At 62.7% G+C, this 11,963-nt stretch carries 16 protein-coding genes; 11 read left to right on the top strand and 5 right to left on the bottom strand.

Going from position 1 to position 11,963, the window contains the following annotated elements; all coding sequences use genetic code 11:
* The first annotated feature begins 21 nt into the window (after positions 1-21).
* The 6 genes from JWP26_RS21375 to JWP26_RS21350 all read left to right on the top strand — a co-directional run bounded on the left by JWP26_RS21375 (position 22) and on the right by JWP26_RS21350 (position 4,223).
* Positions 22-384: a YciI family protein gene (locus JWP26_RS21375; protein ID WP_299732774.1), complete on the top strand. Its 363-nt coding sequence runs from the start codon at positions 22-24 to the stop codon at positions 382-384.
* A 308-nt stretch (positions 385-692) separates the two neighbouring features.
* A complete protein-coding gene (locus JWP26_RS21370; protein WP_299732771.1) occupies positions 693-1,766 on the top strand; it encodes a 3-deoxy-7-phosphoheptulonate synthase in 1,074 nt (357 codons plus the stop codon).
* A gap of 198 nt (positions 1,767-1,964) precedes the next feature.
* The gene (pgsA, locus tag JWP26_RS21365) at positions 1,965-2,531 is read left to right on the top strand and encodes a CDP-diacylglycerol--glycerol-3-phosphate 3-phosphatidyltransferase (protein WP_299732768.1); all 567 of its coding nucleotides are present in this window, start codon (positions 1,965-1,967) and stop codon (positions 2,529-2,531) included.
* The gene (locus JWP26_RS21360) at positions 2,528-2,779 is read left to right on the top strand and encodes a MoaD/ThiS family protein (RefSeq protein ID WP_299732765.1); all 252 of its coding nucleotides are present in this window, start codon (positions 2,528-2,530) and stop codon (positions 2,777-2,779) included. The genes pgsA and JWP26_RS21360 overlap by 4 nt, the downstream gene beginning before the upstream one ends.
* 1 nt (position 2,780) lies before the next feature.
* Positions 2,781-3,230, top strand: coding sequence for a molybdenum cofactor biosynthesis protein MoaE (locus JWP26_RS21355; protein ID WP_299732762.1), 450 nt, complete (start codon positions 2,781-2,783; stop codon positions 3,228-3,230).
* 57 nt (positions 3,231-3,287) lie between these two features.
* The gene (locus JWP26_RS21350) at positions 3,288-4,223 is read left to right on the top strand and encodes a fatty acid desaturase family protein (protein WP_299732758.1); all 936 of its coding nucleotides are present in this window, start codon (positions 3,288-3,290) and stop codon (positions 4,221-4,223) included.
* A 58-nt stretch (positions 4,224-4,281) separates the two neighbouring features.
* Here the strand turns inward: JWP26_RS21350 and JWP26_RS21345 are convergent, their stop codons facing one another.
* Entirely contained in the window at positions 4,282-5,172 is an 891-nt protein-coding gene (locus JWP26_RS21345; RefSeq protein ID WP_299732755.1) for a branched-chain amino acid aminotransferase, read from the bottom strand.
* Between the two features lie 140 nt (positions 5,173-5,312).
* On the opposite strand from JWP26_RS21345, the gene JWP26_RS21340 reads away from it, so the two are divergent.
* Entirely contained in the window at positions 5,313-5,831 is a 519-nt protein-coding gene (locus JWP26_RS21340) for a MarR family winged helix-turn-helix transcriptional regulator (protein ID WP_367184190.1), read from the top strand.
* Between the two features lie 203 nt (positions 5,832-6,034).
* Positions 6,035-6,571, top strand: a complete 537-nt coding sequence (locus tag JWP26_RS21335; RefSeq protein ID WP_299732752.1) for a hypothetical protein — start codon at positions 6,035-6,037, stop codon at positions 6,569-6,571.
* 22 nt (positions 6,572-6,593) lie between these two features.
* Here JWP26_RS21335 and proC read toward each other — a convergent pair whose 3' ends face one another.
* The 4 genes from proC to JWP26_RS21315 all read right to left on the bottom strand — a co-directional run bounded on the left by proC (position 6,594) and on the right by JWP26_RS21315 (position 9,172).
* On the bottom strand, positions 6,594-7,385 hold the full coding sequence (proC, locus tag JWP26_RS21330; RefSeq protein ID WP_299733023.1) for a pyrroline-5-carboxylate reductase: 792 nt from the start codon (positions 7,383-7,385) through the stop codon (positions 6,594-6,596).
* A gap of 29 nt (positions 7,386-7,414) precedes the next feature.
* Complete coding sequence (locus tag JWP26_RS21325) at positions 7,415-7,915, bottom strand: YbjN domain-containing protein (RefSeq protein ID WP_299732749.1); 501 nt, start codon at positions 7,913-7,915, stop codon at positions 7,415-7,417.
* Positions 7,916-8,198: 283 nt separating this feature from the next.
* Positions 8,199-8,918 carry a metallophosphoesterase family protein gene (locus JWP26_RS21320; protein WP_299732746.1) on the bottom strand — a complete coding sequence of 240 codons (720 nt, stop codon included), beginning with the start codon at positions 8,916-8,918 and terminating at the stop codon, positions 8,199-8,201.
* Between the two features lie 2 nt (positions 8,919-8,920).
* Positions 8,921-9,172: an accessory factor UbiK family protein gene (locus tag JWP26_RS21315; protein ID WP_299732743.1), complete on the bottom strand. Its 252-nt coding sequence runs from the start codon at positions 9,170-9,172 to the stop codon at positions 8,921-8,923.
* A gap of 90 nt (positions 9,173-9,262) precedes the next feature.
* On the opposite strand from JWP26_RS21315, the gene lgt reads away from it, so the two are divergent.
* The 3 genes from lgt to pgeF are packed head-to-tail and all read left to right on the top strand — an operon-like array spanning position 9,263 to position 11,944.
* Positions 9,263-10,108: a prolipoprotein diacylglyceryl transferase gene (gene lgt, locus JWP26_RS21310; protein ID WP_299732740.1), complete on the top strand. Its 846-nt coding sequence runs from the start codon at positions 9,263-9,265 to the stop codon at positions 10,106-10,108.
* Entirely contained in the window at positions 10,098-11,177 is a 1,080-nt protein-coding gene (locus JWP26_RS21305; RefSeq protein ID WP_299732737.1) for an SAM-dependent methyltransferase, read from the top strand. The genes lgt and JWP26_RS21305 overlap by 11 nt, the downstream gene beginning before the upstream one ends.
* On the top strand, positions 11,174-11,944 hold the full coding sequence (gene pgeF / locus JWP26_RS21300) for a peptidoglycan editing factor PgeF (RefSeq protein WP_299732734.1): 771 nt from the start codon (positions 11,174-11,176) through the stop codon (positions 11,942-11,944). Before JWP26_RS21305 ends, pgeF begins: the two co-directional genes overlap by 4 nt.
* The last annotated feature ends 19 nt before the right edge of the window (positions 11,945-11,963 follow it).

Raw genomic sequence — 11,963 nt, 5'->3', positions numbered from 1 at the left:
TGAACATACCGGAGAGGACCCATGAAGTTCATCACCTTCGTCACCACCACCAATCCCGCCGAGGCTGGCTCGCCGCCTCCCGCTCTCATGCAGGCCATGGTGCAGCTCGGCATGGAAGCCGGCGCCCGTATGGTTGAGACCGGCGGCATGTCGGACACCGCCACCGTCAAGGTTCGCGGCAAGCAGATGCTCACCGACGGCCCCTTTGCCGAAACCAAGGAACTGGTGGGCGGCTATGCCATCTATGAGTTGCCCTCCGAAGCCGAAATCGTGGCCTGGGCCCAGCGCTTCGCTGGCCTGCACCGCCAGCATTGGCCCCAATGGGAAGGCGAAATCGCCATCCAGCAGTTCCACAATTTCGGCATGCCAAGCCGAGATCGCTAGCCCACTGACATCACCCTGGCCGAACCCCTTCCCACCTCACTCATCAAAGAGAGGCTGGGAAGGTGTTCTATATCCGCCAACGTCGTAGCGCTCCCCACTCGACTCCGTCCCCGCCTCGCGCTATACCCTCCGCATGATCCGTTCCGCCGCCACATTCTCGTTTTGGTATTTTAGCTATCCGAGGCTGGCGGAGGCAGGGACGCGCTTGATCTAATCCAAGTTCGACAACAACCCAAAAAGCCGCCGCCAGCTCACCCTGGCGGCTTTTTTTATGCCGCCGGCTGGTCCCGATCCCCGAGGAGACTACCGTGCTGAAAACCACCGACGACCTGCGCATTCTTGAAATTACCGAGCTCACCACCCCTATCGAGGTGATGCGCCAGCATCCGCGCACCGATACGGCCACCCGCACGGTGCTGAGCGCCCGCCACGCCTTCCACTCCATCCTGCATGGCCAGGATGATCGCCTCGCCGTCATCGTCGGCCCCTGCTCGATCCACGATCCTGCCGCCGCCATAGACTACGCCAAGCGCCTTGCTGCCCTACGCGAACAGCTCGGCGACCGCCTCGAAATCATCATGCGCGTCTATTTCGAGAAACCGCGCACGACCGTCGGCTGGAAGGGCCTGATCAACGATCCCAATCTCGATGGCAGCTTCCACATCGATCAGGGTCTGCACATCGCCCGCAGCCTGCTGCTCGAGGTCAACAATCTCGGCCTGCCCGCCGCCTGCGAATTCCTCGATATGACCACCCCGCAATACATCGCCGATCTCGTGAGCTGGGCCGCCATTGGGGCGCGCACGACAGAAAGCCAGATCCATCGCGAACTGTCCTCGGGCCTCTCCTGCCCGGTCGGTTTCAAGAACGGCACCGATGGCAATGTCCGCATCGCGTTGGACGCTGTCGCCTCCGCCGGCCAGCCCCATCATTTCATGGCCGTGACCAAGAATGGCCGCTCCGCCATCGCCTCCACCACCGGCAATGACGACTGCCACATCATCCTGCGCGGCGGCAAAACGCCCAATTACGACGCCGCCAGCGTCAACGATGCCTGCGCCGAAGCCATCAAATCCGGCCAGGTGCCCGTGCTGATGATCGACGCCAGCCACGCCAACTCCTCCAAGAAGCCGGAAAATCAACCCCTGGTCCTTGCCGACATCGGCGCCCAGCTCGCCGCCGGCGACCGCCGCATTATCGGCGTCATGCTCGAATCCAACCTCGTCGCTGGCCGGCAGAACCTCGTCCCCGGCCAGGACCTGGTCTACGGCCAATCCATCACCGACGGCTGCATCGATTGGGATACCACCGTGACGGTGCTGCAGGATTTGGCCGATGCGGTGACAGCCCGCCGCGCTGCGACGAACCAGGCGGTGGCCTGAACAAAAACAAGCAGTCGACACCCTCCCCCTTGCGGGGAGGGATCAAGGGTGGGGGATGCTTAGCCCCAATCTCGCATCGTGGCTCCGAACACCCCCACCCATCCTCCCCCGTCAAGGGGGAGGTGCCGCTCAGTGAACGGGCGAGATCGCGTTTCCATTCCCCTTGACCCCCTCCCCCCATTCCTGTTGTCTCCGCCCATGGCCCAATCTCCGCTGACGCAGATTCCAAACCTCATCACCATCGCCCGCATCCTGGCGATCGTGCCCATCATCGCTCTGGTGATGACCGGCGACACCAACCTCCGCCTGATTGCCCTGATCCTCTACATTCTCGCCGCCGCCAGCGACTGGCTCGACGGCTATCTGGCGCGCAAATGGAACCAGACCTCCCCGCTCGGCCGCATGCTCGATCCCATCGCCGACAAACTTCTGGTCGGTCTGCTGATCGCGGCACTGGCCTGGGACGGCAGCCTCTCCGCGCTCGACATGATCCCGGTCCTCGCCATCCTGTTCCGCGAATTCTTCATCTCGGGCCTGCGCGAATTCCTCGGCAACACCAAGGTCGTGCTCAAGGTCACCCAATTGGCCAAGTGGAAAACCACCGTCCAGCTCCTCGCTCTGGCCATCGTTTTGCTCGAGCGCATCGTGCCCGGCCTTGGCCTCGTCAGCGACATCGTGCTCTGGCTGGCAGGCATCCTGACCGTATGGACCGGCGCCCAGTATCTGCTCGCCTCCTGGCCGCACCTGTCGGGCGATGCCAAGTGAAGGTGCTCTACTTCGCCTGGCTGCGCGAGCGGCTGAACCTGAGCGAGGAAGACATCGCCTTCCCGCCCGAAGTGGTCACCACCGGCGACGTTATCGCCTTTCTCGCCGCCCGCGACGAAGCCGGTGCCCTGGCATTCGAGCGGCCGGCCATCTTCAAGACGGCACTCGATGCCCGGATCGTGCCCCACGGCACCCCGCTGGCGGACGCAAAAATCATCGCCCTGCTACCCCCCATGACCGGAGGCTGACATGGATATCCGCGTCTCCGAAACCCCGTTCGATCCCGGTGCCGAAAGCAACGCTTTCCTCGACCGCGGCAAGGCCGCCGGCGCCGCCGTGACCTTTACCGGCCTCGTCCGCTCGCTCCCCGATGATCCGATCATCGCCCTGACGCTGGAATGCTACCCGGAACTGGCCATCCGCCAGCTCACCGCCATTGCCACCGAGGCAGTGACACGCTTTTCGCTCGCCGATATCACCGTCATTCATCGCTATGGCCGCATGCTGCCGGGCGAACCCATCGTGCAGGTTATGGCCCTCTCGGCCCACCGCCAGGCTGCCTTCGATGGCGCCCAAATGGTCATGGACTACCTCAAGACCGACGCGCCATTCTGGAAGAAAGAGACCACCGCCACCGGCGAACACTGGGTCGAAGCCAAATCCGCCGATGACAGTGCAAAGGCCCGCTGGGAGGCCTGACGCAGTGGTGCGTCCCGACCTCAAATGATAGTGTGACCGCCTCATGCGGAGGGCAGCATGTCGGAAAGCTATATCGATTCCCCCACGGTCAAGCGGCTGTCGACGCTGACGCCCTGGCGCACGGCCGTGGCCATCGCCTTCGATTGGGCCGTGATCATCGCCGCTATCGTCATCAGCCAGTGGGCCGGCAATATCCCAGTCTACCTACTCGCCGTCGCCGTCATCGGCGGCCGTATGCATGGCTTCGGCGTGCTGCTACACGAATTCGCTCACTACCGCTTCATCGACAAGCGCAAGGACCTCAGCGACTGGGTTTGCGACCTGCTTCTGAGCTGGCCGATCCTGACCACCATCGGCGCCTATCGTCGCAATCATCTGGCCCATCACCGCTATACCAACACCGACAAGGACCCCGATTGGGTCATCAAGCTGGGCAACCGGAAGTTTACCTTCCCGCAAAGCTGGCAGCATGGCGTGCTCACTATGCTGAGCTACCTCTTTGTCGTCGGCTCCATCATCGACGTGTTCAGCATTGCCCGCCGCCTCGGCGCGCTGGAGCAGCAGCCATTATCCTACCGTCTGGCGCGCCTCGGCTTCTACATCGCCTGGGCAGTGATCTTCACCCTCACCGGCACCTGGATGGGCTTCCTCCTCTATTGGGCTGTGCCGTATCTCACGACCTTCTTCCTGCTCATGCACATCCGCAGCGTCGCCGAGCATTTCGGCAGCATGGATTACAGCCACGAACTGGGCAGCACCCGCAGCGTCATGCCATTCTACTGGGAGCGCGCCTTCTTCGCCCCGCATAACGTCAACTACCACCTCGAGCACCATCTCTATCCGAGCGTGCCGTTCTACAATCTACCGGCGCTGCACCGCGCGCTGATGCAAAATCCTGCCTACGTCGCCCGCGCCCACAACACGCGCGGCTATACGGTCGGGTTGGTGCGCGAGACCCTCTCCGGCGCCCAACCCGCCCCGATCAAAGCCTGACCCCCAAAACGAAAAACCCCGCCACATGGGCGGGGCTCAAATATCGATTGCTGCAGGCTTATTCCGCGGCGACCCGCTTGGGCTGAACCTCTGCCGTATAGGCGTCGATCAGTGTGCGGCAGGCTTCCGCCGGCTTGAACCGGAACTCGCCGATTTCTGAAACCGGCGTCACTTCCGCGGCCGTGCCGGTCAGGAAGCATTCATCGAAATTGCTCAGCTCTTCGGGCTTCATGTGCCGCTCGGTGACCGTATAGCCATTGCGGCGCGCCAGATCGATCAGCGTCTGGCGCGTGATGCCATTGAGGAAGCAATCCGGGGTCGGCGTAACGATGTCCTTGCCCTTGATGAAGAACACATTGGCGCCAGTCGCCTCGGCCACATAGCCGCGATAGTCCAGCATCAGCGCATCCGCATAGCCATTGGCCATCGCTGCGTCCTTGGAGAGCGTGCAGATCATATAGAGACCTGCAGCCTTGGCCGACGACGGAATAGTTTCCGGCGACGGGCGTTTCCACTTGCTCCATTCCAGCCGAATACCCTTAAGGCGCTCTTCGATGGTAAAATAGCTGGGCCACACCCAGGCGGCGATCGCCAGGTGCACGGTGTTATTGCGCGCCGGCACGCTCAGTTCTTCCGAACCGCGCCAGGCGACGGGACGGATATAGCCGTCGACGAGGCCATTCTTGGCCAACACGTCGCGGCAGGCCTGATCGATCTGATCGGCCGAATACGGAATGGTGAAATCCAGCGTTTTGCCCGATTGGATCAACCGCTCGGTATGCTCGCGCAGCTTGAAAATCTCGCCGCCATACGCGCGTTCACCTTCAAAGACGCTGCTGGCATAATGCAGACCGTGCGTCAGCACGTGGATCTTCGCATCTTTCCACGGCACAAATTTACCATCAAACCAGATCCAGCCTTCGCGCTGGTCCATGGGCACGCCCGCCATGAGATCCTCTTTCAAATAATTAAGAATTGGCTTCGCCTTGAGCGTAAGCCCGATTGCGCCGATCATGCATCAGCCCCAAGCCCTTGGCAAACCTCAACGGCTTTGGGATAAGAAACATTGGCGTTCCCGATAGGAAGACAATGGCAGCGAACCAAAACAATGTCAACAAGGCTGACATAAATATTGACGCATCGCTGACTGCCGCCATGCCCCTCGACGTCATGGGATTGTTCTTTTTTGCCTATCGCGATTTCGTCGGCGATGCCGATGCTTTGCTGGAGCGACAGGGGTTTGGACGCGCGCACCACCGGGTGCTGTATTTCGTCAACCTGCGGCCCGGCATGCCCGTCGCCGACCTGCTCGATATCCTCAAGATCACCAAGCAGAGCCTGGCCCGGGTCCTGCGCCAACTGATCGACAACGGCTATATCGAGCAAAAGACCGGCCACAATGACCGGCGCCAACGCCTGCTGCACGCTACCGAAAAGGGCAAGCAGTTCTTCGCCGTATTGTCGGAAACCCAGGCCAGCCGGATCGACGCCGCCATCGCCAGTCTCCCCCCCGATTCCGGCCGGATTGTGCGGCGCTTCATGGTTGGGATGGTCGAACCCGGCGACCGCGCGGTGCTTGATCGCCTGAACCTCACCGAAGGCCTTTAGCCCAAATCAAGAACATCAATAATCGGCTTGCGTGAGACCGATTATTCCCACGATTATCTGAAGCGGCCCCGCGGGACTGGTCTGCCTTGAGCCACGAAAAAGTTGGCCAGCCGCTAAAATTCTCCTGCTTGAGTGGCAATCATACCTATGCCTAATATTGCCTACGAAACGTTCGGAGGGACGTTTTCACGGGGGAGTTCTGGATGTATTTGGACCAGGATGCTGCCGATATGCGGCCGCCGGCTAATCTTCGGCTGCGCCTACGCCACGCCGAGGAGGTTGTTACCGAGGGGCTCGTCAACAATGGCCGTGACCAGTTCGTGCTGGCGGCCTTGGAGTACCAGTCTGTTCTGGCCGATCCTGACTTCGATGCGGATCATGCCTACGGCTCCGAAGTCCAGGCCAGCCTGGGCGCCGTCCTCTGCCTGATTGCCCAGACCGAACAGCCCGGCCCCAGAAGCCTGCACTATCTGGCGCGAGCCCAAGCCTTGCTGGGCAAGGCGCTCGATCGTTGCCAGAAAACCGTGACGCCGCTGGCTTGGGCGCGAACCCGCGCCAATCTGTCCATCGTCCTGCTGACCCGCTATGAGCAGACCAGCGCCTCCGACGATTTGTTCACCGGCTTGATGACACTCGACGGTGTTGCGGAAGCCTTCGCGCGCGCAGGTGATTTCGAAGCCGAGGGCTGGGTGCACAGCATCAGCCGGCGGCTGGATGATCTGCGCATCTCGCGACGTTAGAGCCGCAAATGCGAACGATGCGCTAGCCGCGCCCGAGTTCTTCGCTGCGTTGCCGCGCTGCCGCCACCGCACGCGCCATCAATGGCGTCAGCCCGTCTTCGCCCATCAGCACGGCCAGCGCTGCAGCCGTAGTCCCGTTCGGCGAGGTCACATTCTGGCGCAGGGTCGCTGCCGGTGCCGGATCGGCCTCCATCAGCGCCGCCGAGCCGATCACCGTCTGCCGCGCCAGACGCATGGCGACGTCAGGCGATAACCCCTGCTGTTCGCCCGCCGCGGCCAGAGCCTCAACGAGATTGAAAATATAAGCCGGACCCGATCCCGAAACCGCGGTCACCGCATCCAGATCGCTTTCGGCATCGAACCACACCACCTGCCCGGCAGCAGCCAGCAAGGCATCGGCAGCCGAGCGATCATTACTGTCGACACCCGCTCCCGCCACCGCGCCCGTAATGCCCTTGCCGATTTGGGCTGGCGTATTGGGCATCGTGCGCACGATACGATCAGTGTCAAACCCGCGCTGCAAACGTGCGATGTTGATCCCCGCCGCGATGGAAACGACCAGCGTTTGCGGCCCGATTGCGGGCTGCAACGACGTCATGACCGCATCGATGATCTGCGGCTTGACCGCCAGCACCAGCACATTTGGCAGCAGCCCAAGCGCCTCGGCATAAAGCTGTAGCCCATAATCTGCCGCCAGTTGCTTGGCGGCCTCGCCAGCCATCGGATCGACCAGGATCAGATTGCTGCTCGCCAGCCCGGCGTCGAGCCAGCCCTGCGCCAGCGCCAGGCCCATCTTGCCGGCTCCCACCAACATGACCGGGCCGATGGTGGCAAGCGATACGCTCACGCTTCGCCTACGGTTTCGAACATCACATGGCTCAGCGCATCGGCCGCCGTCTTGCCGGCCCACACCACAAACTGGAACGCCTGGTAATACAGGTCGCAACTATCGGTAGCTGAGCGGAGCAGCGCCTCGCATTGCTGCGGCGACACCTCCGCCCCACCGGTCAGCAGGTGCGAATTGCGGAACAGCACCACGCCTTCCTTGTTCCAGATGTCGAAGTGGCCGATCCACAACTGCTCGTTGATGAGCGAGATCAACTGCTTGATTTCGCTGCGCCGCCCTTCAGGCACCTTGAGGTCGAACGCGCAGGCAATGTGCAGCGATTCAAGGTCCTGCATCCAGTTGAACGAGACGTGATAGTCGCTCCAGCCGCCGCGCACCGAAATCGAAATCTCGTCGGCGTCCTGACGCTCAAAAGTCCAGTCATTGATCGACGCAATATGCTCGATGATGTCCACCGGGTGAACGATGCGATCGGGCTCGACCTGAAGCAGAGACATAAACGTTTCCTGGCTTGGCAACGCGTGAAGGGGCGGCCACGTGGGCCGGAAAAGTACTCAGGTTCACTGGCCGCACGCACTTTAGGCTTACGAATCGTCCTGATGATTTGACCCTACACCGCCCCACTGATTCAGGGGACGACCGGTCCGTCAGGGACGGCAATCTCTTGTGGATGATCGGACCGCTATCGTTAACAACTCGTTAACACACGCGACCCACAGGGACTTTGCGCCCGAGTGTGTCCGTGGCGCATCGGCGACGGCACAGCCGGCATGAAATGCCTCAGAACATGCCTTCCGGGCCCGCCCACCCGGTCGTGATCGCCTTGACCCAACTGGCAAACCCGTTTGCGCGCGCCTGCGCGGCCGCAGCTTCGGTATCGTACGGCACAACATTGATCCGGCTCAGCCATCGCCCCTGGCGCCGCTCCAGCAGCCCATAGCGCGCATCGGGCGAGCCATGAACCAGTTGCAGCCCGACGCTGCCCGGATTGAAAATCAGCCGACCGTCCCGCAACCGCACCGACCGCGCCATATGGGTATGCCCGCACAACAGCACCGGATAATCGATCCCGTCGGCGTGGGCCGCGACGCTGGCTTCGCTCGGCAGCGTCGTCACGCGGTCATGCCAGAAGTTATCCAGCCACGCAGTTTCGTCGCTGTGCGGCGTGCCGTGGCACAGGAACACCTCGCCACCCACGACAGCGGTCGCCGGCAAGTCCGCAAGCCAGCTCTTCTGCCCGGCGCTCAACTGAGCCGCCGCAAACTGATCGACCCGGTCTGCCTGCCGATCAGTCGCAATCACCCAGCGATCGTGATTGCCCCGGATCACCGGGCCATCCAGCGTCATCAGCCGGTCCGCCGCCCCGGCGGGATCGAGCGGCCCGCTGACATGGTCACCCAGGCACACGATCCCGTCGACACCCTGCAACGCGATATCGGCCAGCACAGCGTCAAGCGCCAGCCGGTTACCATGCACGTCCGAAATAACGGCTAGCCGCACTCTTATTTGGTCTTGGGCTTGGCGCTCAGCGCCGCGATTTCCTTGCGCAATGCGTCTATTTCTTCGCCCTGCACCTGCACCAGCTCGCGCAGCGCGTCAAAATCTTCGCGCTTGACCAGGTCCATATCGGCGACGAAACGCTGGGCCTGCGATTTGACCGCGGTTTCCACTTCGCGGCGCACGCCGCCCGCAACGCCAGCGGCCTCGTTCATCACCCGGCCGATATCGTCGAAAATCCTGCTGCTCTGTGCCATGGCGTTCGCCTCTCGTCTGGTTCTGCTGAACTGCTTCGCCCAGATATGTAAGCGAGCGCTGCCGACTTGACCAGAGCGGGCGAAGCGGCAATGGTCCGGCCAATCAGTGCGGAGCCGACCTTGCAATTCCCCAATATCGACCCGATTGCGTTTTCCGTCGGCCCGCTGTCCGTCCGCTGGTATGCGCTGGGCTATCTGTTCGGCACGGGACTTGGTGCGCTCTATGCCCGCAGCCTCCTCGCCCGCCGCTCGCTCTGGGCCGACAATGCCCCGCCCTTCAAGCCCGGTGAAATCTGGGATTTCGCCTTCTGGACCATGCTGTCCATCGTCATCGGCGGCCGCATCGGTTATGTGCTGTTTTACAATCTGCCGATGTACCTGGCCAATCCGCTCGAGATCATCAACACCCTCGATGGCGGCATGTCCTTCCACGGCGGCGCCATCGGGCTGATGCTGGCGGCGATCCTGTTCACCCGCTCCAAGGGCGGCAATTGGCTGTCCTCGCTTGATATGATTGCCGCGGTCAGTACCATCGGTATTTTCCTCGTCCGCATCGCCAATTTCATCAATGCCGAGCTCTACGGCGCCCCCACCACCCTACCTTGGGGCGTGATTTTCCCCACCGATCCGCAGCAAGTGCCGCGCCATCCCAGCCAGCTCTACGAAGCCGCGCTCGAAGGCTTGCTGCTCTTCCTCGTCATCCGCATCGCTACCCACGTCTTCTTCGCCCTGCGCAGGCCCGGCCTCGTCGCGGGCATTTTCGGCATCGGCTATGGCCTCGCGCGCATTGCCGTCGAGTTCGTGCGCCTGCCGGACGTGCAGATCGGCTACCTCTATGGCGGCTGGTTCACCATGGGCATGCTGCTCTCCATCCCCTTCGTCGTCCTCGGCCTCGCTCTGGTCGCCTATGCCATGCGGTCGCGCCGTGCCCGATAGTCCTACCCTCCCCGAACTCATCGACATGCAGATCCGCACCACCGGCCCGATGTCGGTGGCGACCTATATGGGTCTGTCCCTGACTCATCCCCACAAGGGCTATTACAAGGGCGCCGACCCGCTTGGCGCCAAGGGCGATTTCATCACCGCACCCGAAATCTCGCAGATGTTCGGCGAACTCCTGGGCTTCTTCTTCGTCAATCTCTGGCAACAGATGAGCCAGCCCAAAGAGTTCACCCTGCTCGAACTCGGCCCCGGCCGCGGCACGCTGATGGCCGACATGCTGCGCGTCGCCTGTCGCGCCGAAGGCTTTCGCGATGCGCTCGACCTGCGCCTGTTCGAAACCAATCCCTCGCTCATGGCCGAACAGAATGCGCGGCTCGAGGCCTACGATCCCAAATGGATCGACGGTTTCGACAAGGTCGGCCCCGGCCCGCTGCTGGTGGTCGCCAATGAATTTTTCGACGCCCTGCCCATCCGCCAATTCGTCCGCACCGATCAGGGCTGGCACGAGCGCATGGTCGGCCTCATCGAGGGCAAGCGCGCCTTCGGCCTCTCCCCCACGCCCCTGCCGCCCAGCGTCATGCCCGACGCCGTCGCCAAAGCGCCACCCAACGCAATCTATGAAGTCGCCTTCGCCGGCTCCGAAGTCATGACCCGGCTCGCAGGCACCATCTCGACCCAGGGCGGCGCCATCCTCGCGATCGACTACGGCTATGCCACGACCCAAACCGGCGAAACCCTGCAAGGCGTCCGCCGCCACGCGTATGCCGATGTGCTCGAATCCCCCGGCGACACCGATCTCTCCGCCCATGTCGATTTCGACGCCCTCGGCATCGCCGCCCACAAGGCCGGCCTCGCCGTCCAGCCGCTTGTATCGCAAGGCCAGTTCCTCGACCGCCTCGGCCTCGGCGACCGCGCCAAGGCCCTCGCCCTCGCCAATCCAGCCTCCGCCGCCGATATCGCCGCCGCCCGCAAACGCCTCACCGCGCCTGACCAGATGGGCGAGCTGTTCAAGGCCTTCTGCGCCGCCAGCCCCGGCCTTTTCCCCCCGGCCTTCTCCGCATGACCGCGCCGTTCGAAACCAGCCCGATGCTGGCGGCGCTCCCCAGCATCCGCCACGGCTTCTTCGGTCGCAATGGCGGCAAATCCACCGGCGCCTTCGCCAGCAACAACATGTCGATCAGCCTTGGCGACGACCCCGAGACGGTCGCCTACAATCGCCGCAACGCCGCCGCTGCTCTGGGTTATGTCCGCCGCAATCTTTTCCTCGTCAAACAGACCCATTCAAGCATCGTCCGCGTCCTCACCCAGCAGCCCAACGACGACGTCGTGGTCGAAGCCGACGCCATGGTCACCAACCTGACCACCATCAGCCTCGGCATCCTCACCGCCGACTGCACCCCGATCCTGCTTGCTGATCCCGAAGCCGGCATTATCGGCGCGGCCCATGCCGGCTGGCGCGGCGCAGTCGATGGCATCATCGGCAACACAGTTCAGGCCATGGTCCAGCTCGGCGCCCAGCCCAGCCGCATCACCGCCGCCTTCGGCCCCACCGTCACCGCGCCCAATTACGAAGTCGGCGACCAGTTCCGCGTCGATTTCCTCAAGCTCCACCCCACCGGCGATCGCTTCTTCGTCACCCCACCGGGCGGCAAGCCGCATTTCGATCTGCCCGCTTTCGTCACCGAACAGCTCAATCAATCCGGCATCGATTCTGTCGATCGCGTCGGCTCATGCACTTATGGCGCGCCGAACCGCTATTTCTCCCACCGCTATGCCACCCACCAGGGCACCACAACCGGCCGGCAAATCTCGATTATCGGCCGCGCCTAAGGCATCGGCCCGAGAAGTG

The organism is Devosia sp., from assembly GCF_028290435.1.
GTDB lineage: Bacteria > Pseudomonadota > Alphaproteobacteria > Rhizobiales > Devosiaceae > Devosia.
Note: the sequence above shows the minus strand (reverse complement) of the source record. Positions and strands in the feature narration are given on the sequence as shown.

Bases quoted from the DNA above. Each gene is read 5' to 3' on its own strand.
- pgsA (WP_299732768.1), top strand. From the start codon at position 1,965: ATGGCCCAATCTCCGCTGACGCAGATTCCAAACCTCATCACCATCGCC.
- pgeF (WP_299732734.1), top strand. From the start codon at position 11,174: ATGACCGCGCCGTTCGAAACCAGCCCGATGCTGGCGGCGCTCCCCAGC.
- lgt (WP_299732740.1), top strand. From the start codon at position 9,263: ATGGTCCGGCCAATCAGTGCGGAGCCGACCTTGCAATTCCCCAATATC.
- JWP26_RS21350 (WP_299732758.1), top strand. From the start codon at position 3,288: ATGTCGGAAAGCTATATCGATTCCCCCACGGTCAAGCGGCTGTCGACG.
- JWP26_RS21325 (WP_299732749.1), bottom strand. From the start codon at position 7,915: ATGTCTCTGCTTCAGGTCGAGCCCGATCGCATCGTTCACCCGGTGGAC.
- JWP26_RS21355 (WP_299732762.1), top strand. From the start codon at position 2,781: ATGGATATCCGCGTCTCCGAAACCCCGTTCGATCCCGGTGCCGAAAGC.
- JWP26_RS21375 (WP_299732774.1), top strand. From the start codon at position 22: ATGAAGTTCATCACCTTCGTCACCACCACCAATCCCGCCGAGGCTGGC.
- proC (WP_299733023.1), bottom strand. From the start codon at position 7,385: ATGTTGGTGGGAGCCGGCAAGATGGGCCTGGCGCTGGCGCAGGGCTGG.
- JWP26_RS21315 (WP_299732743.1), bottom strand. From the start codon at position 9,172: ATGGCACAGAGCAGCAGGATTTTCGACGATATCGGCCGGGTGATGAAC.
- JWP26_RS21340 (WP_367184190.1), top strand. From the start codon at position 5,313: ATGGCAGCGAACCAAAACAATGTCAACAAGGCTGACATAAATATTGAC.
- JWP26_RS21335 (WP_299732752.1), top strand. From the start codon at position 6,035: ATGTATTTGGACCAGGATGCTGCCGATATGCGGCCGCCGGCTAATCTT.
- JWP26_RS21345 (WP_299732755.1), bottom strand. From the start codon at position 5,172: ATGGCGGGCGTGCCCATGGACCAGCGCGAAGGCTGGATCTGGTTTGAT.